This window comes from Vibrio maerlii, from assembly GCF_003415655.1.
GTDB classification, from domain to species: domain Bacteria; phylum Pseudomonadota; class Gammaproteobacteria; order Enterobacterales; family Vibrionaceae; genus Vibrio; species Vibrio maerlii.
The window spans coordinates 13,236-34,107 of record NZ_QRHC01000003.1 but is presented as its reverse complement, the minus strand read 5'-3'; the positions used below and the strand labels follow the sequence as shown (position 1 = coordinate 34,107).

At 45.2% G+C, this 20,872-nt stretch carries 15 protein-coding genes and 1 riboswitch; of the genes, 9 read left to right on the top strand and 6 right to left on the bottom strand.

Annotation, left to right across the window (positions count from 1 at the left end; genetic code table 11):
* Nucleotides 1-317 precede the first annotated feature (317 nt).
* From topA to DPF91_RS04395, 4 genes are all read left to right on the top strand, one after another.
* Complete coding sequence (topA, locus tag DPF91_RS04410; protein ID WP_117233241.1) at nt 318-2,945, top strand: type I DNA topoisomerase; 2,628 nt, start codon at nt 318-320, stop codon at nt 2,943-2,945.
* A gap of 450 nt (nt 2,946-3,395) precedes the next feature.
* Nucleotides 3,396-4,613, top strand: a complete 1,218-nt coding sequence (gene glgC, locus DPF91_RS04405; protein ID WP_117233240.1) for a glucose-1-phosphate adenylyltransferase — start codon at nt 3,396-3,398, stop codon at nt 4,611-4,613.
* Nucleotides 4,603-6,057 carry a glycogen synthase GlgA gene (glgA, locus tag DPF91_RS04400; RefSeq protein ID WP_117233239.1) on the top strand — a complete coding sequence of 485 codons (1,455 nt, stop codon included), beginning with the start codon at nt 4,603-4,605 and terminating at the stop codon, nt 6,055-6,057. Before glgC ends, glgA begins: the two co-directional genes overlap by 11 nt.
* 211 nt (nt 6,058-6,268) lie before the next feature.
* The gene (locus DPF91_RS04395) at nt 6,269-7,069 is read left to right on the top strand and encodes an alpha/beta fold hydrolase (RefSeq protein WP_117233238.1); all 801 of its coding nucleotides are present in this window, start codon (nt 6,269-6,271) and stop codon (nt 7,067-7,069) included.
* 56 nt (nt 7,070-7,125) lie between these two features.
* Here DPF91_RS04395 and DPF91_RS04390 read toward each other — a convergent pair whose 3' ends face one another.
* The 5 genes from DPF91_RS04390 to torD form a co-directional block, all read right to left on the bottom strand.
* Nucleotides 7,126-7,443 (bottom strand): putative signal transducing protein, encoded by a 318-nt coding sequence (locus DPF91_RS04390; RefSeq protein ID WP_117233237.1) that lies wholly within the window; start codon nt 7,441-7,443, stop codon nt 7,126-7,128.
* A gap of 12 nt (nt 7,444-7,455) precedes the next feature.
* Entirely contained in the window at nt 7,456-8,136 is a 681-nt protein-coding gene (locus DPF91_RS04385) for a TVP38/TMEM64 family protein (protein ID WP_117233236.1), read from the bottom strand.
* A gap of 129 nt (nt 8,137-8,265) precedes the next feature.
* Nucleotides 8,266-8,856 carry a TfoX/Sxy family DNA transformation protein gene (locus DPF91_RS04380; protein ID WP_117233235.1) on the bottom strand — a complete coding sequence of 197 codons (591 nt, stop codon included), beginning with the start codon at nt 8,854-8,856 and terminating at the stop codon, nt 8,266-8,268.
* A gap of 128 nt (nt 8,857-8,984) precedes the next feature.
* Nucleotides 8,985-9,087, bottom strand: a riboswitch (cyclic di-GMP riboswitch).
* A 145-nt stretch (nt 9,088-9,232) separates the two neighbouring features.
* Nucleotides 9,233-10,240, bottom strand: a complete 1,008-nt coding sequence (gene purR / locus DPF91_RS04375; RefSeq protein ID WP_117233234.1) for an HTH-type transcriptional repressor PurR — start codon at nt 10,238-10,240, stop codon at nt 9,233-9,235.
* A gap of 265 nt (nt 10,241-10,505) precedes the next feature.
* Nucleotides 10,506-11,162, bottom strand: a complete 657-nt coding sequence (gene torD / locus DPF91_RS04370; protein ID WP_117233233.1) for a molecular chaperone TorD — start codon at nt 11,160-11,162, stop codon at nt 10,506-10,508.
* Between the two features lie 392 nt (nt 11,163-11,554).
* Here torD and torR point away from each other — a divergent pair, with 392 nt between their 5' ends.
* Nucleotides 11,555-12,265, top strand: a complete 711-nt coding sequence (gene torR / locus DPF91_RS04365; protein ID WP_117233232.1) for a two-component system response regulator TorR — start codon at nt 11,555-11,557, stop codon at nt 12,263-12,265.
* Nucleotides 12,266-12,549: 284 nt separating this feature from the next.
* Here the strand turns inward: torR and elyC are convergent, their stop codons facing one another.
* Nucleotides 12,550-13,356, bottom strand: coding sequence for an envelope biogenesis factor ElyC (elyC, locus tag DPF91_RS04360; protein WP_117233231.1), 807 nt, complete (start codon nt 13,354-13,356; stop codon nt 12,550-12,552).
* Between the two features lie 114 nt (nt 13,357-13,470).
* On the opposite strand from elyC, the gene cmoM reads away from it, so the two are divergent.
* Genes cmoM through mukB form a run of 4 tightly spaced genes read left to right on the top strand, consistent with a single transcriptional unit; the run spans nt 13,471 to nt 20,837 of the window.
* A complete protein-coding gene (gene cmoM, locus DPF91_RS04355) occupies nt 13,471-14,274 on the top strand; it encodes a tRNA uridine 5-oxyacetic acid(34) methyltransferase CmoM (RefSeq protein WP_117233779.1) in 804 nt (267 codons plus the stop codon).
* Nucleotides 14,275-14,324: 50 nt separating this feature from the next.
* Nucleotides 14,325-15,677: a chromosome partition protein MukF gene (gene mukF, locus DPF91_RS04350; RefSeq protein WP_117233230.1), complete on the top strand. Its 1,353-nt coding sequence runs from the start codon at nt 14,325-14,327 to the stop codon at nt 15,675-15,677.
* Complete coding sequence (gene mukE, locus DPF91_RS04345; RefSeq protein WP_117233229.1) at nt 15,658-16,377, top strand: chromosome partition protein MukE; 720 nt, start codon at nt 15,658-15,660, stop codon at nt 16,375-16,377. The genes mukF and mukE overlap by 20 nt, the downstream gene beginning before the upstream one ends.
* On the top strand, nt 16,374-20,837 hold the full coding sequence (gene mukB, locus DPF91_RS04340; protein WP_117233228.1) for a chromosome partition protein MukB: 4,464 nt from the start codon (nt 16,374-16,376) through the stop codon (nt 20,835-20,837). Before mukE ends, mukB begins: the two co-directional genes overlap by 4 nt.
* The last annotated feature ends 35 nt before the right edge of the window (nt 20,838-20,872 follow it).

Sequence of the window (20,872 nt, the reverse complement as noted above, 5' to 3'; positions counted from 1 at the left end):
TATTGAGCTTTTAAATTTGCTTAGAGCTTATCAAACTGCCGCTAGTGTATGCGTAATCAACAAGGCTTCAAGAAAAATTGTGACATGATGCAGAAAATTGCATGCAATATTGGTCGTGATCAATTGCGCTCACTAGTATGTCGGCAAATTTAACGACAAGGTCAATTCCGTCGATTTGTCACGCAATTAGATTTTATTTTTTAAAAACAAGTTGATCTTCTCGTCATCTCGCTCAATAGTAAAAAAAGAGCAATAAATTAGAACATTGTGCGATTTAATCTTGTATCGCCATTTATATATAAGAGCGTTAAGTCATTATGGGTAAATCACTGGTAATAGTGGAGTCACCTGCCAAAGCGAAAACCATCAACAAATATCTTGGTAAAGATTTTGTGGTTAAGTCGAGTGTGGGTCACGTGCGTGACTTACCGACTGCGGGTCAAAGCAGCGGTAAGAAAGCAGCCGCCATTTCTACTAAGGGAATGAGTGCGGAAGAAAAGGCTCGAATCAAAAAAGAAAAAGACAAAAAAGCGCTTATCAAGAAAATGGGCATCGACCCATTCAACGGTTGGGAAGCAAACTACCAAGTTCTGCCAGGCAAAGAAAAAGTCGTTGCAGAGCTGCAAAAGCTAGCCAAAGATGCAGATTACGTCTATCTCGCAACCGATTTGGACCGCGAGGGGGAAGCAATCGCATGGCACCTTCGTGAGATCATCGGTGGCGATGAAGAGCGATACAAGCGCGTAGTGTTCAACGAGATCACAAAGAACGCAATTCAACAGGCTTTTGAAAAGCCAGGCGAGTTAAGCATGCCTGGTGTCAACGCTCAGCAAGCGCGTCGTTTTATGGACCGCGTTGTGGGCTTTATGGTGTCTCCACTACTTTGGAAAAAAGTGGCGCGTGGTTTGTCTGCAGGTCGTGTTCAATCAGTAGCGGTGAAGCTGCTAGTTGAGCGTGAACGTGAGATCAACGCGTTTATCCCAGAAGAGTTTTGGGATATTCACGCAGATACTAAGACGGGCTCTAAACAAGACTTCCGTCTGATGGTCGCTCAAAAGGCCGGTGAGACGTTCAAACCTGTTAACGAAGCCGAGACTCAGTCTGCTATTGCAGTCCTTGAGAAAGCGCGTTACGAGGTGTGTAAGCGTGAAGACCGCCCAACGAAGAGCAAGCCATCAGCTCCTTACATTACTTCGACACTGCAACAAGCGGCGAGTACGCGCTTAGGTTACGGTGTTAAGAAGACTATGATGTTAGCTCAGCGTCTGTATGAAGCGGGTTACATCACTTATATGCGTACTGACTCAACTAATTTGAGCTCTGAGGCAGTAGACGCTGTGCGTGACTTCATTGGTTCTGAATTCGGAGATAAGTACCTTCCGGCTAAACCACTGACGTACGGTAGCAAAGAAGGCGCACAAGAAGCGCACGAAGCGATTCGTCCTTCAAGTGTTGATGTGAAGTCTGAAGACCTGAAAGGGGTGGATGCTGACGCACATAAACTTTACGCACTTATCTGGAATCAATTTGTCGCGTGTCAAATGACGCCAGCGCAATACGATTCAACAACGATCAGTGTGAAAGCAGACGAATACACGCTAAAAGCGAAAGGTCGTATCCTTAAGTTTGATGGTTGGACTCGTGTTCAACGCCCTATGGGCAAAAACGAAGATACGATCCTTCCAGAAGTGAAGGTTGGCGACACGCTAAACCTCGAAGCGCTAGACCCTAAACAACACTTTACTAAGCCGCCAGCACGTTTCACTGAAGCGGCACTGGTTAAAGAGCTTGAAAAGCGCGGTATTGGGCGTCCTTCTACTTATGCGTCAATCATCTCGACGATCCAAGATCGTGGTTATGTGAAAGTTGAGCAGCGTCGTTTCTATGCTGAGAAGATGGGTGAGATTGTTACTGACCGCCTAAACGACAGCTTCAACGATCTGATGAACTACGACTTCACTGCTCGCATGGAACAGAAGCTCGACCAAATCGCTGAAGGCGAGAGTGACTGGAAGGTTGTTCTCGATAAGTTCTTTGATGACTTCACTATCGATTTGGATAAAGCGGGTCTTGATGAAAACGACGGTGGTATGAAGCCAAACCACATCGTTGAAACAGACATTGAATGTCCAACTTGTGGTCGCCCTATGGGTATCCGTACGGCATCAACAGGCGTATTCCTCGGCTGTTCTGGTTACGCATTGCCACCAAAAGAGCGTTGTAAGACGACGATTAACCTTGGTGACGAAGAAGGCATTATCAATGTTCTAGAAGAAGATGTTGAAACCGCTGCACTTCGTGCGAAGAAGCGCTGTCCGATCTGTGAAACTGCGATGGATGCTTACCTTGTCGATGACAAGCGTAAGATGCACATCTGTGGTAACAACCCGAACTGTGAAGGTTATGTGGTTGAGCACGGCGAGTTTAAGGTTAAAGGTTACGACGGTCCTGTTGTTGAATGTGACAAGTGTGGCTCAGACATGGTGCTGAAAAACGGTCGCTTCGGTAAATACATGGACTGTACCAACGAAGATTGTAAGAACACGCGTAAGATTCTTAAGAATGGTGAAGTTGCACCACCAAAAGAAGATCCTGTGCATTTCCCTGAGTTGCCTTGTGAGAACTCAGATGCTTACTTTGTACTGCGTGATGGTGCTTCTGGTTTATTCATGGCCGCAAGTAACTTCCCTAAATCACGTGAGACACGTGCACCGTTGGTAGAAGAGTTAGTGCGTTTTAAAGAGCGTATTTCTCCGAAGTTTCAATACCTAACAGATGCGCCTACGGAAGACCCAGATGGTCGTCCGACAGTGGTTCGCTTTAGTCGTAAGACCAAAGAAAACTATGTTCGCTCAGAAGTAGACGGCAAACCGTCAGGGTGGACAGCATTGTATGTCGACGGTAAATGGGAAATCACCGATAAGCGTAAAAAACCGAAGTCATAAAAATTTGTGAATTAATTGAGTAATAACTCATTAACAAAGGCAGCCTCTCAAAGGCTGCTTTTTTGTTTTTTTGGGTGTTTTAAATACAAAATTTATAGCCATAAATCTGTCATGCCTATAATGTAACCTCAGTTGTTAATCCTCATTGCTCTTGCTGTTAAGATTGTGTATAAACGGTATGTCGTTTTATTAGAGCGTCTCACAAGTTACAGTTTTTAAAGCGACCAAGGTAACAGTTTGGACTTTTGGTCATATATTTAATTTGCGGTTCATGAAATCATAACTACCAAGTGCGACATGGTGCACATAATCGAGCCTCGAAAAAAATAAAAATCTTGAGCTCGAAAGGATTTTAATCTAGCGGAATAGCTAGCCTTGCTGTTCAAACATGGTGCCCCCGAGTGTTTCACTTTCGCTATGTTTGGCATTTTTTATGGAGAAAAAACGAAGATGTCAGGTGTTTTAGGTATGATTTTGGCTGGCGGTGAAGGGTCCCGTCTACGTCCACTTACAGGTTCAAGAAGTAAGCCTTCTGTTCCATTTGGTGGTTCGTATCGCCTAATCGATTTCGCATTAAATAACTTTGTAAACGCGGATCTTATGAAGATCTACGTTCTTACTCAGTTTAAGTCTCAGTCGTTATTCCACCACTTGAAAAAGGGTTGGAACATCAACGGCATTACGGATCGTTTCATCGACCCGATCCCAGCACAAATGCGTACAGGTAAACGTTGGTATGAAGGTACAGCTGATGCTATCTACCAAAACCTACGTTTCATGGAACTTGCTGAGCCTGAGCAAGTATGTATCTTCGGTTCAGACCATATCTACAAGATGGATATCAAGCAAATGCTAGATTTCCATAAGGAGAAACAAGCGTCTCTAACGGTTTCTGCACTGCGTATGCCTCTATCGGAAGCATCTCAGTTCGGTGTTATTGAAGTGGACGAAGAAGGCCGTATGGTTGGTTTCCAAGAGAAGCCTGCTAACCCTAAGTCGATTCCTGGTGATCCTGAATTTGCGTTGGTTTCTATGGGTAACTACGTATTCGAAGCGGACAAGCTGTTTGAAGAGCTTTGCATCGATGCGGAAAACGAAGAGTCTTCTCACGATTTCGGTAAAGACATCATTCCAAACATGTACCCAAATGGCGACGTGTTTGTTTATGATTTCAGCATGAACCGCATTACTGGTGAGAAAGAAGAAGTTTACTGGCGTGATGTAGGTACGATTGATTCGTACTGGCAAGCGCACATGGACCTTCTTGAAAAAGATGCGCCATTCTCGCTATACAACCGCAAGTGGCCTCTACACACTTATTACCCACCACTACCACCTGCAACCTTTACCGATTCAGACAATGGCCGTGTTCAAATCATTGATAGCCTTGTTTGTAACGGTAGCTACGTACGTGGTTCTCGTATTGAGAAGTCAGTACTGGGCTTCCGCAGTAATATCGCGTCAGCGTGTGATATCTCTGAGTCGGTTCTACTTGGTGACGTGAAAATAGGTGAAAACTGTGTTCTGCGCCGCGTGATTATCGATAAAGATGTGATCATTGCTCCTGGCACTCAGGTGGGTGTGAACCTTGCGGAAGACCGTAAATTGTTCCACGTGTCTGATGAAGGCGTGGTTGTGATTCCTAAAGGAGCTCGCGTTGGATACTAAGCAATCAGTTCTGTTTGTTGCATCCGAGGTTGAAGGAATAATCAAGAGTGGAGGCTTAGCCGATGTGGCTAAGTCTTTGCCTGAAGCTCTGTTGAAGTTGAACTATGATGTTCGTATCGCGATGCCGGCATATCATAAGATTGCTGGCCTTCAAGATGCAGAGGTTCTTTTGGAGACGGCGCTAGACGCTGTCCCTTACACACCTTACCGCGTTCTAAAGTTAGAAGTGGCTGGAATCGACGTTTTTGCTATCGATTGTCCTCAATACTTTGGTCGCGCTGAGATGTATGCGGAGAATAACCAAGCTTACCGTGACAACGGTGAGCGTTTCTCGTTTTTCAGTGCAGCAAGTTTAGACATGCTACCAAAGTTAGGCTTCCAGCCTGACGTTGTTCATGCGAACGATTGGCACACAGGCTTTGTACCTTTCTTACTCAAGTATCGCTACAGTAAGCAGTGCTTCTACCGTGAGATGAAGAGTGTTTTAACGATTCATAATGCGGTGTTCCAAGGTGTATTCAGTTACGACGAATTGGGTGAGATACCAGAGTTTGCGAATCGGTGGAGCCCTGAAGCGGCAGTGAGTGAAACTCATGTGAGTATGCTTCGAGCAGGTGTGTTGACGGCTCACAAGGTGAATGCAGTTTCTCCTACTTATGCGCATGAGCTACAAACCGAATTGGGTAGCCACGGTATGGCTTATGAGTTCCAGAGCCGAGAGGCTGACCTTCATGGTATCTTGAATGGTTGTGACTACGGCGCATGGAACCCAGAAGTTGATGAGTATCTGCCGAAGACCTATAAAGCGAATCAGCAGAGCATGGCTCGTGGTAAGAAAGCGTGTCGCATTGAGCTTCAAAAGCAGCTCGGCCTTCCTCAAGAGGAAGTAGCGGTATACGGTATGGTTTGTCGTTTAACGCATCAAAAAGGTGTTCACTACTTATTGCCAATTCTAGATCGCTTCCTTAAGAACGATCTTCAAATGGTGATTGTAGGTACGGGTGATCCTAAACTGGCTGTCCAATTGCATCATATTGCAGAGCGCTACCCTGAGAAGTTTGTGTTTGTTGAGGCTTACAACAACCAGCTTGCTCATCTGGTAGAAGCCGCATCAGATTTCTTCGTGATGCCGTCTGAGTTTGAACCGTGTGGCTTGAACCAGATTTACAGCATGGCTTATGGCACACTGCCAATCGTGCGAGCGGTAGGTGGTTTGAAAGACAGTGTTGCTGATTATGATACTGACCCAGAATCCGCGACAGGTTTTGTGTATGAAAGCCCAGACCCAGAAGCGTTGCTAACAGTGATGCAACGCTCTTTACTGCTTTATTGTCAAAACCGGAAAGAAGTGAAGCGTGTGCAACTGCATGCTATGAAGCAAACCTTTTGTTGGGACGATGCCGCGGATAAATATCATGAGATGTACCAATTGATGTTTGTTTAACCAAACATAATCGTTTCCACATAAATTATAAAAGCACCGAGCCTATCGGTGCTTTTTGTTTATCTGGCTGATGTTAAATACTTTTATTAGCGAAATTCCGATTTTCGCGACGAAATTCGTGCTGAAAGGTCACATTATCTTACAAGCCTCTGTAATAACCTTAGTACAGTTGTGCTACTCTTTTGATTCGTTATAACGCTATCTTTAAATTATGTCTGAAGCTCTTCTTTTCCATAAAACCTATGATCACCCTACAAGCCAAGAGTGGGTTGTTTTTGTCCACGGCGCTGGGGGCAGTTCGTCGATCTGGTTTAAACAGATAAAGGCATATAAAGAACATTTTAACGTTTTGCTGCTCGACTTGCGCGGTCATGGCCGTTCAAATCAAATCATCAAAGAGATCCTCGCCAATCGCTATACCTTTAAAGAAGTTACGCAAGATGTCATCACGGTGCTAGATCATCTAAATATCAAACGTGCACACTTCGTGGGTATGTCGTTGGGAACCATCATCGTGCGTAACCTTGCTGAAATCGCATCAGAGCGCGTGCAAAGCATGGTGCTAGGCGGTGCAGTAACCCGCCTCAATGTACGCTCTCAGCTTTTGGTACGGCTTGGAAACCTCAGTAAACACATCATCCCTTACATGTGGCTGTATAGCTTGTTTGCCTATATCGTGATGCCGCAGCGAAATCAGCGCGAATCTAGACACCTATTCATCCGTGAAGCGAAAAAATTGTGTCAGAAAGAGTTTAAGCGTTGGTTCATGATGGCAGCAGACGTGAATCCATTAATGCGCTACTTTAAAGAGCGAGATCTCGGTATTCCGACGCTGTATCTGATGGGGGAGTTGGACTATATGTTCATCCAGCCGGTGCGTGAGATGGTTGAAAAGCATAAAGAGAGTGAGTTGTTAGAGATCCCTAACTGTGGTCACGTGTGTAATGTTGAGCGCCCAAATGAGTTTAACTATCACTCTATTAAGTTTATACAGCAAAATAGCTTTGCATAATTTAGTTCCTAGTTCCTAGTTCCTTATATAAAGCTAGGAACTAGACTTTTCACACCTTAAGTTCCAGCGGCTTGACCACAGTTCCAGCACAATCCAAACTGCGCCTCATTTTCCTCTTCACAACTCTGGCAAAACCAGCTCGATTCTTGGTTAATCGAGTCTAGATAGTCTTGAACAATACTTGTCGCCTTTTCCTCCATTGCGGAGCTCGGCTCAACTAACCAAACACTAGGGCTTGTTGAATCATCGAAGGGAACCTCACCTTGAATGGCGAACAGCTGTTCGCCTCGCACCTCAGCTTGGATATCGTTGGACGTGAGAAGCCCACATACGATGTGAGCTTCTGTTGGGTTACTGGCCGTAAAAACTTTCATAGACACTTCTTACTAGGCTGTATGAGGTTGTTGTTTAAACTTTGACATTACCCATTTAGCGATAATCGGGAAAAGACCAAGTAGGGCAAATGAAGCCAAAACTGCAGGAGAGACAATTCCCGACAAGCTATCGATCTCCGCCAGTTGAGTACCTGCGTTTAAATACACTGCTGTGCCTGGCAGCATACCGATTTGGCTGACGAGGTAAAAACGTGATGCTTTAATCGGTGTAAGTCCCATCAGTAAATTGATTAGGAAGAAGGGGAACACCGGAATCAAACGTAGAGAAAATAGGTAAAAAGAGCCGTCTTTTTCTACACCCTGGTTAATGGTAGCCAGCTTATTACCAAACTTGCCTTGCACCCAATCACGAAGTAAATAGCGGCTGCTTAGAAAAGCAATGGTTGCCCCGATAGTACTCGCAAATGAAACTAACAATAAGCTAGTCCAGAAGCCGAACAGTGCTGCACCCAGTAGCGTGACTACTGCTGCTCCAGGAATGGAGAACGCGGTAACGGCGACATAAGCAAGGAAGTAGATAGTCGCTGCAGTAAACAGGTTATTGGAAATATAGTCAGCAAGAAGTGCTTGTTGGGCTTTAGCATTCTCAAGTGTCAGATGTTGGCCAAAATTGATGGCAAGAAGAACAATGACGGCGATTAAAACGATACCTAGAAGTAATTTCTTGTTCATGCTGTATTTCCTTAGCTCATGAATACTTTCAGTTAACTATATAGAAACGCGCATCGCAAAAATAATTTCAACAAAACAAAAAAATACCGCGATTAATCGCGGTATTTTTATGAAGCTATTTTATTTTGTTTAATTGAGCTGATCGAGAAGCTCATCTCGGCGCTGCTTAGGTACGACTGACCAGTGAGTTCTATTGATTGCGCCTTCTAGTGCCCATAGAAGCTCTAAGCTCACGCTTGACCCCTGTGAGTCGCAGATAGCTCGATAAGCGTTTAATGAGCCTTGTAGCTCTAATTCATCTACCGACTCAATTCCGGCCTTTTTTAACATTCTTTCCGTAGCAAGACGCAAATTTGGTAAATCTTTTAAGCGAGTAGGCTTAGCGGTTGCTTGTTGTTGTTTGTCTTCTTTTGCGGCCGCAAGAGCGAGCGTCGCTTCATTTAGGATATCATCAGTGTCATTCCAGTAGTGTTCAGGTAGTGAGAAGTACTTGGTGACTACTGGGAAGCCGCGCTTTTTATAGACATAAGGTTCGAAGCCTTGCTGTTTGAATCGTTGCTCTGATTCTTTATCGCCACGAATGTGCAGTTGGTCATTAACCACTAGTGCAAACATGGTCTCATCGACAAAAATGCCAAAGCCGCCAAACATCGAGCGAGATTTGACTGTGCCAAGCGAACCAAAGAGCTTCATTGAATCTTTTAGTACTGGTTTAATCATGTATGAGTCTCGGAGTTATAATCATCCGCCACTTTAAATCAGGTCCGAGAGTGTATCAGAGCTTGTTGATGGCTCTGTCAATTAAGCGTCAGGTATACAAAACTTGACGGAGGGAGGCTTACCTCGCCATCGGCAACTCCGCTGCCCTGCTGTATGTATGTCGAGACATGATATCAGTTTAGGCCGGTGGCTTTGCGTCCCAACCTTTCGATTGGTTTGCCCTGTTCGTGACTTGCTTAGAATAAGGATTTTTCACCTCAAGCTCACATGACTCGGACATTAAATGTGATATTGATTCAATAAATGATACACCCATTATGCATGCGGGTTTATATGTAAGAAAAAAGCATATCGAGTAGATATGCTTTTCAAGTGATTATTTGGTTAAGTCTTTAACGGTAGCACGTTCGACGATTTCCGGGTGCATCTCAAAGATGCGTTTGTCGTGCTCTTTGTTTTTGATGCGCTCTAGAAGGATTTCGAACGCTGTTTTACCAACACGACGCTTCGGCTGGTGGACCGTAGTGAGAGGTGGTGAGAAGTACTCTGCAAGCTCAATGTTATCGTAACCAATCACAGAAATATCCTCTGGTACGCGAATACCACGCTGCTGTAGGCGACTCATTAGGCCTAGTGCCATAGTGTCGTTGAAACAGAAAACAGCGGTAGGGCGCTTGTCCATGTTCGCGATCTTGTCTGCAACTAAAACAGCAGTATCACATTCGAAGTTCCCTTCTAGGATCCAGTCTTCGTTCACATCGATATTTGCTTCACCGAGTGCACGACGGTAACCCGCAATACGTTCAACACAGGCTAGTTTCTCAAAATGGCCACTTAAACATGCGATGTCGGTGTGACCTTTTTCAACTAGGTATTTGGTTGCTAGGTAGCCACCTTCTTCTGAGTTGTCGATGATCTTATCAGCTTGTGAGCTCTCAGGGCCCCAGTCCATGATCACCTTTGGAATGTCTGAGTGACGGTCTAGCATTTCACGCAGTTCTTCTGTTAAGTCAGAACACATAACCAAGATGCCATCAACGCGCTTTTCAGCCAACATTTGGATGTAATCACGTTGCTTTTCGTAGATACCGCCTGTGTTACACAGAATCAGAGTGTAACCCTGACGGTAACAGTAGCTCTCAACACCATCGATCACTTCTGAAAAGAAGAGGTTGGTCGATTGAGTTACGAGCATACCAATAGTGCGAGTCGTGTTGCACTTCAGGCTTCGAGCGACTGCGCTTGGTGCATAGTTCAGCTCTTTTACCGCTTCCATCACTTTTTCTTGGGTCGCTTCAGCAACGAAACGTGTTTTGTTGATCACATGGGAAACAGTCGTAGTAGATACACCAGCAAGGCGTGCTACGTCTTTAATTGTTGCCATAATTAGGTCCTATAAGGAATCTACGATTGGATATCGCAGAAAACAAAAAACCGCTCTTAGATGGCGGCTTTTAAAGTCGATTCGGTTTTTGCAAACTCGTATTTGTTACGCTTTCATTTCGTGTGCATATTTTATCGTTTGCGTTCACATATTGTAGCTTTGCTCAATCTCGCTATCAACAATTTATAAGTAAAACTGAAGTGACTTAGAAGTAAAATAGACTCCAAGTCACAATACTTACGCTTTATTAACGATTTTGTTTCTGTTATTCACCTTGAAGGTAGGTGCAATCAAGTTCCGAAAACGCAACCAATAGCTGTGCAACTGCAGCATAGAATCCAAACTCATCGTGTTCTTTGGCTGATGCAGCGAAAGCAGGTGTCCAGTTAAGGATGTGCTTTTCAATGAAGGCTTTCTGCTCAGCGAATGCTTCATCTAGGTGTTTCACTTGCTCAAGTTCGTTTGAGCGAATGATCAGGTTACCTAGGTAATCCAACTGAATAGCAATATGGTCTGCAGGCTCATTTAAGCCTTCAAGAACGGCTAAACCACTTTCCGATAGAATGGTTTCCATCTCTTTCGCCGGAGCGCCATTCAACAGCTTTTCTTCACCGATATAGATAGATGCGTAAGGCAATGCAGCGTACTTGTCAGATTTAAGGAACAGGTCACAAAAGTCTGCAGAAAGCTCAAGCTGTGCGTCTTCACGGTCTTGAAGGCGGTTAAGTGCATCGACTAGCTTTTCAATAGCCGGCTTTAGAGATTCATTTTCGCCTAGACCAGAAAGGAAAGAACGAATTTCTGCACTCTGGTACTGAGCAAGTTCATCTTGCGTTAATTCGTTTGCAAAAAGACTAGAGAGCCACCAGTAAATCTCGGCACGTTTCTCGTTAAAACTCTTTGCTTCTTGTAGCTGTTCCATTGGTTAATACCCCAAATATTCAATTACCTATAGTGTAACGAATAAAGATGAATAACGATAAGGGTATTCATTAAGAAAAATGTCCGTTTATGGCTTTTCATTAACAGGGCAAAACTTATGCGTGTGGTTGCCTTTAGCTGGTGATATTAGCTGGCGCAATTTGTTTTGAATCAATAAACGTAAAGAATTCGTACCACGAGAATTGATATGTGAATAAATATTAATAGAATAGTCATACCAAATTCGAGGTATGTGCTTTTTCTGTACCAAAATTATTGGTGCAGTTAATAAAACCTTCGCCTTCAAGTGTGAAGGATATAAAGCACATGAACTCATTTGTTTGCCTATAGTTAGGTGGGCAGTAATCTTTATAAGAACAGAAGTGGTTGATAATGAACTATCACGTATTGGTTGTTGAAGACGATGTGGTCACTCGTAGCAAGCTAGTCGGCTATTTTAAGAATGAAGGCTATGACGTAAGCGAAGCGGAAAGTGGTGCTGAAATGCGCGATGTATTGGAAACAAATCGCATCGATCTTGTTATGCTTGATATCAATCTACCAGGCGAAGACGGGTTAATGCTAACTCGTGAGCTGCGTAGTCAATCTGATATTGGCATTATTTTGGTAACAGGACGTACCGATAGTATTGATAAAATTGTTGGCCTTGAAATGGGTGCTGACGATTACGTAACGAAACCCTTTGAACTTCGAGAGCTTTTGGTTCGCGTTAAGAACTTATTGTGGCGTATTTCTGCTGCAAGAACAGATAAGAACGATAAAGCTGCTCAAGATAACGATAACTACGTAACCTTCGGTGAGTGGACGTTTGATATTCAGCGTCGTGCATTGAGTAAAAACGGGGAGCCAGTGAAGCTGACCAAAGCAGAATACGAACTGCTTGTTGCTCTATCTAGCTATCCAAATCAAGTTCTGAGTCGTGATCGTATCTTGAACATGATCAGTCATCGTGTTGATGCTCCTAACGATCGCACCATCGATGTGCTGATTCGTCGTATGCGCGCGAAGATGGAATTTGACCCTAAGAACCCACAGATTTTTGTGACGGTTCACGGTGAAGGCTACATGTTTGCTGGTGACTAACTAGTAAGCTGAGTTAAGCCACCATTGATATAAAGAGACCCCGCATAGTTGCGGGGTCTCTTTTTATATTTACATGTGTCTAGAACGCTTCGCTGCTGGAAAACTAGATATCTAGGTTATTCAACCTACCGTACTAAAAAGGGTTGACGTGAAACGTCAACCCTTCAAGATTCTCTAGCTCTCTAGCTCTCTAGCTCTCTAGCTCTCTAGCTCTCTAGCTCTCTAGCTCTCTAGCTCTCTAGCTCTCTAGCTCTCTAGCTCTCTAGCTCTCTAGCTCTCTAGCTCTAAACCTCTGTTTCTACGGCTTCTGCGACAGGCTCAACATCGTCTTTCGCTAAATTGTCACGTAGTACTTGCCACCATGCGCCAAGCGTTTCATGCCAGTAGCGCTCGGTTTGTTCAAGATAGCGTGCTTTAGGCGTGTATTTTTCCCAAGCTTGCTTGATCTCTGTCTGAGCTAAATAGTTGGTCGGAGCAGGAGTTGGTTTTACTCCTGCATTGTGAAATTCAGTCAAAGCACGCTTCATATGAGACGCGGAGGTTACAAGCACCAAAGATTTATCTTGAATGAAGGCTGCGGCTTGGCGAGCTTCTTCCCACGTATCTTGAGCCGTTTCCAATAATATGATGTCTGATTTCGACACGCCTAGCGCAAGCGCCACTTTTGCCATCATTCTTGCGTTGCTGACTTCCGAACCTGCAGCGTAACCAGAAAGAATCAGTTTTGACCCCGGGTACAGGCGTAAAATACGAATGCCCTCACTCAAGCGCATCAAACCAGCACGGCTAAGTTCGGAGGTGAGTGGGATACTGCTATCGACAACATGACCGCTACCCAAAACCATCACATAATCGACTTCAGTTTGTTCAGGCAAGAAAGCGCTGTATTGTCGCTCCAGAGGTTTAAGAAGCTTGGTGGTGACCGGTTGGAAAGAAATGAGAAAAATGCCCAGCAGGGCTGCAAAAGTAAAGAGGCTGCCAGTTTTACGTTTTGACGTAAACATGACGAGCGCCAGCCCGAAAAAACCTAGGATTAACATTGCTGGCAGTGGCATCAAAAGAGATGAAACTACTTTTTTCAGCTCAAACATACTAAATAGTCCGAAAAAACATCACTTAACATTGAAAAAGAGAAAAGCCCTCTTTATTCCTACCATCCTTGTGACAGAATAGCAGCACGATTCGACATGATAACCCAAGCTACCGTGACACAAGACCGCAATTTCGACGATATCGCCCACAAATTTGCAAAAAATATTTACGGCTCCGATAAAGGTGGCATCCGTCAGACCATCGTTTGGGAAGAGTTGAGTGATGCTCTAACCGAACTTGGAGTATCAAGTATTGATACCCATGATGGAAAACCGTTGGAGTTATTAGATGCGGGTGGTGGCTTAGCACAAGTCTCGCAGAAGATAGCAAAGCTTGGACATAATGTCTCATTATGTGATCTATCTTCTGAAATGCTGCAGTTAGCGAAACAGGATATTGAAAAAGCAGGATTGCTTGAGCAGTATCGGCTGATTCACTCTCCGGTTCAGGAGATAGACCAACACCTCGATTCTCAAGTGGACTTGGTCTTATTTCATGCGGTGATGGAGTGGTTAGTTGACCCTAAAACCGCACTGGAGAAAGTGCTTGAGCAGGTAAAGCCTGGCGGTATTGCTTCAGTGATGTTTTACAACCATCATGGCTTGGTATTAAAAAATGTCATTTGCGGAAATATCCCACATGTATTAAAAGGGATGCCGCACCGTAAAAGATTTAAGCTGCAACCTCAAAAAGGTTTGATGCCCGAAGAGGTTTATCAATGGATTGAGGAGGTAGGCTTTACCATTAAAGGTAAAGCGGGAATTCGCTCATTTAACGATTACATAGGGAATATGGAGTATATGGGTGATTATGAATTTGAGGATGTATTGGCGTTGGAAAGGCAGCTTTGCCGCCAAGAGCCGTACCTCTCATTGGGTCGATACATTCATGTATGGGCTCAAAAATCTGACGTGTAAGACCGAGTATTTGGCTATGTGTCTGCACACATGCAACAACAGGAATAATAATGAGTGAGATAACTCAGATGACTGCGGAAAATGCCGACGCAGATCAACCAATTGATGAGTTGGTCTCATGGGTAAAGCAGCATGACTTTTCCTTAAACCTTTCAACAGAGCGCTTAGCCTTTTTGATCGCTATCGCCGTTCTGAGTAATGAAAGGTTCGATGAAGAGTTAGGTGAAGGGGAATTACATGATGCCTTCACCATTGTAACTAGAATGTTTGAAGACACGGGCGAAGCGTCTGCTTTCCGTGCTAACAACGCCATCAATGAGATGGTTAAACAGCGTTTAATCAGTCGCTTCACCAGCGAAGTGAATGATGGCGCGAGCATTTATCGATTGTCACCATTAGCGATCGGTATTACCGATTACTACGTCCGTCACCGAGAGTTTTCTAAACTCAAACTTTCCATTCAACTTTCTATGGTTGCCGACGAAATGGCGAAAGCGATTGAGGCTGCTCAAAAGGGTGGAACGCCAGGACATTGGAAAAAGAACGTAGATGGCGTATTACGCTACTCAGTTGGGGAAATCTTTGACCAGATTGACCTCAACCAGCGCGTGATGGATGAGCAGCAGCAGTCTGTGAAGCAGCAAATTGCAGACCTTCTGAACAAGGATTGGCGTGAAGCTATCAACAACTGTGAAGCACTGCTGTCTGAAACCTCAGGCACACTAAAAGAGCTACAGGATACACTTCAAGCTGCGGGTGATGAGCTTCAAACACAAATCTTGGATATACAAGAGATTGTTTACGGTGACGAAGAGCTTGATTTCATCTCTGAAACGCTCTTTAGCCTTCAGATGAAGCTTGACCGCATCACGAGCTGGGGTCAGCAAGCGATCGATTTGTGGATTGGCTATGACCGCCACGTTCATAAGTTTATCCGTACCGCAATCGATATGGATAAGAACCGTGCGTTTAGTCAGCGTCTTCGTCAATCGGTGAAGGACTATTTCGATATGCCATGGTTCCTAACTTATGCTGATGCAGAACGTTTGAGCGACTTGCGTGATGAGGCGCTAGTGCTTCGTGATGACGAAGTAACGGGTCAAGTTCCGCTTGAGGTTGAATACGAAGAATTCCAACAGGTAAATGATGCGCTTTCTACGCGTATTGCTGATATGTTGAGCGTGCATAAGAATCAAGGTACGCCAATTGATTTAGGGATGGTGCTTCGAGATTACCTCGCGAGTCACCCATACACCCACCATTTTGATTTAGCTAGGATCGTTGTCGATCAAGCCGTGAAACTCGGTTATTCCGAGTCGGACTATCAAGCCATCCAACCGGACTGGCAGGCTATCAACGATTTTGGAGCAAAGGTACAAGCCAATGTCATCAACAAATACTGACGACTACATGCCAGATAATCTGATAAAAGCGATCGCAAACCCGCTTTTTCCTGCGCTAGATAGCATGCTGCGCGCTGGCAAACATATTTCAAGTGAGGATGTTGACAATCACTCACTACTTGCTGATTTTGAAACAGAATTAGCGACATTCTATCAACGCTATAACACAGAGCTAGTGAAGGCGCCTGAAGGCTTCTTTTACTTGCGTCCACGTTCAACATCCCTAATTAGCCGTAGTGTTCTTTCTGAATTAGACATGCTGGTAGGAAAGGTCTTGTGTTTCCTTTACCTAAGCCCGGAGCGTCTGGCTCACGAGGGTATCTTCACCAACCAAGAGCTTTATGAAGAGCTATTGGCTCTGGCTGATGAAAAGAAACTACTGAAGTTAACGACTAACCGTGCCACGGGTTCTGATTTAGATAAAGAGAAGCTGTTTGAGAAGGTACGTACTTCACTACGTCGCCTTCGCCGTATTGGTATGATTATCCCGGTCGGGGAATCAGGTAAGTTCCATATCAGCGAAGCCGTATTCCGCTTCGGTGCTGACGTTCGTATTGGCGATGACATGCGTGATGCACAGTTGAGATTAATTCGTGATGGCGAGGCAGTAGTACATACGCCAGAGCCTAGCCAAGGCAGCTTGCTTACGGAGCAAGATGAGAACGATCACGAGCAGACAGAATTAGAGGGTGAAGCATGATTGAAAGAGGTAAGTATCAATCGCTGACCATGATCAACTGGAACGGTTTCTTTGCTCGTACTTTTGATATTGATGGATTGGTAACAACACTATCTGGCGGTAATGGTGCAGGTAAGTCGACCACGATGGCTGCTTTTATTACATCATTGATTCCAGACCAAAGCCTATTACACTTCCGCAATACAACGGAAGCGGGCAGCTCACAAGCATCTCGCGATAAAGGTCTATTTGGTAAACTACAACCAGGTGCGTGTTACTCAGCACTGGACGTGGTGAACTCACGCAAGCAACGTCTATTGTTCGCAGTAAAACTGCAGCAAGTGGCAGGTCGTGATAAGAAAGTGGATATCAAACCTTTTGTAATCCAAGGTCTTCCAAGCCATATCAAGCCAAGCGATATTCTGATTGAAACGGTTTCTGATAAACACGCCCGTGTACGTCAAATTAACGAAGTAAAAGAAGCAGTAGCGAAAATCGAAGGTGCAACCTTTAAAGCCTTCTCTTCTATCGTTGATTACCATGCTCAAATGTTTGAGTTTGGCGTTCTACCGAAGAAACTGCGCAACAGTAGTGACCGTTCTAAGTTCTATCGTCTGATTGAAGCGTCGCTATACGGTGGTATTTCAAGTGCGATTACTCGCTCACTGCGTGACTATCTTCTTCCTCAAAACGGTGGTGTGAAGAAAGCATTCCAAGATATGGAATCGGCGCTGCGTGAAAACCGTATGACGCTTGAGGCGATCAAAACAACTCAAGCCGATCGTGACTTATTTAAACACCTAATTACCGAGTCGACCAACTACGTTGCCGCCGACTACATGCGTGTTGCTAACGATCGCCGTAGCAAACTTGAGCAAACCATGGCTCTGCGTGGCGAGCTATTTGGTTCGCGAGAGACTTTGCTTGAGCAAAACGCACTACTCAACCGTGTTCAAGAAGAACTTGAACTATTGGTTGAAGGTGAATCTGCCCTCGAACAGGATTTCCAAGCTGCATCGGATCACCTGCAACTGGTGCAAAACGCGCTGCGCCAACAAGAGAAGATCGAACGCTACCAAGAAGACCTTGAAGAGCTCAACGAGCGTCTTGAAGAGCAACTGATGGTGGTTGAAGAGGCGCAAGAGCGTGTTCTCGCGGCGGAAGAGCAAGCGACGTTGAGTGAAGATGAAGTTGATAGTCTGAAAACTCAACTTGCTGATTATCAGCAAGCACTCGACGTTCAGCAAACTCGTGCTTTGCAGTATCAACAAGCCGTGCTGGCACTTGATAAAGCGCAGCAGCTAGCGAACAGTGATGATCTTACCCAAGACAGTGCTCCACAACTGCTTAGTACCCTTAAAGAGCAAGAAGCAGAGCAGACTCAAACGCTGTTGTCGGTTAAGCACACGCTTGATCTTTCATCGGCAGCAGCAGAGCAGTTCGAGCAGGCATTCCAACTTGTTAAGCAAGTTGTTGGTCAAACCGAACGTGGTGACGCATCCAACGCCGCTAAGCAAGCCCTGGTTGAGTATCGCGACGCAAAAACATTGCTAGAGAATGAAGCACAATGGCGCGCGCAATCTCGTGATATCGAGCGCAGCCTTGAACAACAGAAAGGCGCAAAAGCAACGCTTGAGCAATATCAGTCTCAATTCAACATTACGCTTGAAGATGAAATGGCACTGGAAGTTGAACAAGAGCGTCATGCTCAGCAGCTTGAAAGTGTTGAAGAATCTCAAGAGGTTCTGCGCGAACAGCGCGGCGAAGCAAAACGCCTTGAGCAGCAACTGAGTGATGAAATCCGTTCATTAGAAGCGCTAGCGCCTGCATGGATTAAAGCCAATGACGCGCTTGACCTACTGCGAGATCAAAGTGGTGCCGAGCTAAACGATAGCGCTGCTGTGATGAGCGAAATGCAGCAAGTGCTTGAGCAAGAAAAGCAGCAATCGCTTGATAAAGAAAAGCTAGCAACTCGCCGTACGGAACTAGAGTCAGAGATTGAGCGCTTGGCTTCTCCAGGTGGCTCAAACGATCCTCGTCTCAAGGGCTTAGCGGATACCTTAGGCGGTGTGCTACTGTCTGAGATCTATGACGATATCACGATTGAAGACGCACCATACTTCAGTGCGATGTACGGCCCAGCTCGTCACGCCATCGTAGTCTCTGATCTTTCAGGCTTGAAAGAGAAGTTAGTTGAACTGGATGACTGCCCAGAAGACCTTTACATCATCGAAGGTGATGTGGATGCATTTGATGACAGCTCGTTCAATGCGGACGAACTGGAAGGTGCGGTTTGCGTTCAGCTAAACGAACGTCAACTGCGTTATTCTCGTTTCCCTGAAATCCCATTGTTTGGTCGCGCGGCCCGTGAGCAGCGCCTTGAACTGCTGCGTGAAGAGCGTGATGAAGTGGTAGAGAAGCACGCCAAAGCGTCTTTCGATGCTCAGAAGCTTCAGCGTATCTACGCGAACTTCAATGACTTTGTGGCTAAGCACATCCATGTTGCATTTAATGCAGACCCTGAAGCGGCAATTACAGAGCTACGTGAAAAACGCAGTCATGCTCAGCGTCAAAGTGCAGAGTTAGAAGCGAAAGAGCAACAACAGCGTTCGCAAATTCAAATGAGTAAGCAAGCATTGGCTCAGCTAGGCAAACTGGCGCCGCTAATGCGCTACCTAGAAGATGACACGCTAGAAGCTCGTTATGAAGAACTTGAAGGGAAACTTTCTAAGCTAAACGATGCGAAGAGTTATGTATCTCAGCATCAAAAAGCGCTGGATAAGCTCGAGGGCATGGTCAATGCACTTGAGGCTGACCCAGAGCAGTTTGATAACCTTCAGGCTCAATACAATGATGCAGACCAAGCACTGCAACAGCTTAAAAAGCAAATCTTTGCTGTTGCTGATTTAGTTGAACGCCGTCAGTACTTTGCTTATGCCGATTCGGTTGACCTGCTGAATAAGAGCAGTGAACTGAGTGAGCAACTAAAAGCGAAACTGGTGCAAGCAGAAGCGCAGCGTACGTCTAGCCGTGAAGCTTTGAAGCAAGCTCAAGGGCAGTTGAACCAGTACAACCAAGTATTGGCGTCGCTTAAGAGCTCACACCAAGCGAAGTTAGAAACGGTTCAAGAGTTTAAGCAAGAGCTTCAAGAATACGGCGTAACCGCTGACGAAACTGCGTTTGAACGCGCAGAGCGTCGCAAGGAAGAGCTACACGAGCGTCTACATACTTCTCGTGCACGCAAGAGTGAGTTTGAGCGCACCATTACTTCAACCGAACTAGAGATGAAGTCGGTTGCTAAGCGTCTCAAGAAAGTGCAGAAAGAGTACGCGGAACTGCGCAAGTTTGTAGTTAATGCAAAAGCAGGCTGGTGTGCTGTCCTTCGCCTAGCGAAAGAGAACGATGTTGAACGTCGTCTGCATAAGCGCGAGCTAGCCTACATGACAGAAGCCGAGCTGCGTTCAATGTCGGATAAGTCATTAGGTGCACTTCGTCTTGCCGTTGCCGACAACGAAGACCTACGTGATGCACTACGCGCTTCGGAAGACACGGCTCGTCCTGAACGTAAGGTTCTATTCTACATCGCGGTTTACCAACATCTTCGTGAACGTATTCGTCAGGATATCATCCATACCGATGACCCTGTTGAAGCAATCGAAGAGATGGAAGTGGAACTGGCTCGTCTAACGGAAGAGCTTACACAACGTGAAAATCGCTTAGCAATCAGTTCCGAATCTGTAGCAAGCATTATCAAGAAGACGATTCAGCGTGAGCAGAACCGTATTCGCATGCTAAACCAAGGCCTGAGCAACATTAACTTTGGTCAGGTTAACGGTGTACGTCTAAACGTGAAGGTTCGTGAGAGCCACGAGATCCTGCTTAATGGTCTAGCGTCTCAGCAAGAGCAACACAAAGATCTGTTTGAAACCTCTCGCTTTACCTTCTCTGAAGCGATGGCGAAGCTTTTCCAACGAGTGAACCCACACATCGACATGGGCCAGCGCTCACCTCAGGTTTTGGGTGAAGAGCTACTCGATTACCGCAATTACCTAGAGCTAAGTGTTGAAGTAAACCGTGGTTCAGAAGGTTGGCTACAAGCGGAATCTGGAGCGCTATCAACGGGTGAAGCGATCGGTACTGGTCAGTCAATCCTATTGATGGTGGTTCAAAGCTGGGAAGAAGAATCGCGTCGTCTACGCAGTAAAGACATTGTGCCTTGTCGTCTACTGTTCTTGGATGAGGCAGCACGTCTGGATGCGAAATCGATCTCAACACTGTTTGAGCTATGTGATCGTCTAGATATGCAACTTCTGATTGCAGCACCAGAGAACATCAGCCCAGAGAAGGGTACAACCTATAAGCTGGTACGTAAGGTGTTTAAAGACCATGAACACGTCCACGTTGTTGGTTTGAAGGGCTTTGGTCAAGAGCCTAAGCCAAAACCAACCAGTGCCGATGAGCTCGTAGAAGAGTTAGCTTAGCTCTAATTAGCTGATTGGTAGGCTAACCAATAATT

What these genes read in the sequence shown, in the direction of transcription:
- topA (WP_117233241.1), top strand. Translation starts at nt 318, where the DNA reads ATGGGTAAATCACTGGTAATAGTGGAGTCACCTGCCAAAGCGAAAACC.
- glgC (WP_117233240.1), top strand. Translation starts at nt 3,396, where the DNA reads ATGTCAGGTGTTTTAGGTATGATTTTGGCTGGCGGTGAAGGGTCCCGT.
- DPF91_RS04395 (WP_117233238.1), top strand. Translation starts at nt 6,269, where the DNA reads ATGTCTGAAGCTCTTCTTTTCCATAAAACCTATGATCACCCTACAAGC.
- DPF91_RS04390 (WP_117233237.1), bottom strand. Translation starts at nt 7,443, where the DNA reads ATGAAAGTTTTTACGGCCAGTAACCCAACAGAAGCTCACATCGTATGT.
- DPF91_RS04385 (WP_117233236.1), bottom strand. Translation starts at nt 8,136, where the DNA reads ATGAACAAGAAATTACTTCTAGGTATCGTTTTAATCGCCGTCATTGTT.
- DPF91_RS04380 (WP_117233235.1), bottom strand. Translation starts at nt 8,856, where the DNA reads ATGATTAAACCAGTACTAAAAGATTCAATGAAGCTCTTTGGTTCGCTT.
- purR (WP_117233234.1), bottom strand. Translation starts at nt 10,240, where the DNA reads ATGGCAACAATTAAAGACGTAGCACGCCTTGCTGGTGTATCTACTACG.
- torD (WP_117233233.1), bottom strand. Translation starts at nt 11,162, where the DNA reads ATGGAACAGCTACAAGAAGCAAAGAGTTTTAACGAGAAACGTGCCGAG.
- torR (WP_117233232.1), top strand. Translation starts at nt 11,555, where the DNA reads ATGAACTATCACGTATTGGTTGTTGAAGACGATGTGGTCACTCGTAGC.
- elyC (WP_117233231.1), bottom strand. Translation starts at nt 13,356, where the DNA reads ATGTTTGAGCTGAAAAAAGTAGTTTCATCTCTTTTGATGCCACTGCCA.
- mukF (WP_117233230.1), top strand. Translation starts at nt 14,325, where the DNA reads ATGAGTGAGATAACTCAGATGACTGCGGAAAATGCCGACGCAGATCAA.
- mukE (WP_117233229.1), top strand. Translation starts at nt 15,658, where the DNA reads ATGTCATCAACAAATACTGACGACTACATGCCAGATAATCTGATAAAA.
- mukB (WP_117233228.1), top strand. Translation starts at nt 16,374, where the DNA reads ATGATTGAAAGAGGTAAGTATCAATCGCTGACCATGATCAACTGGAAC.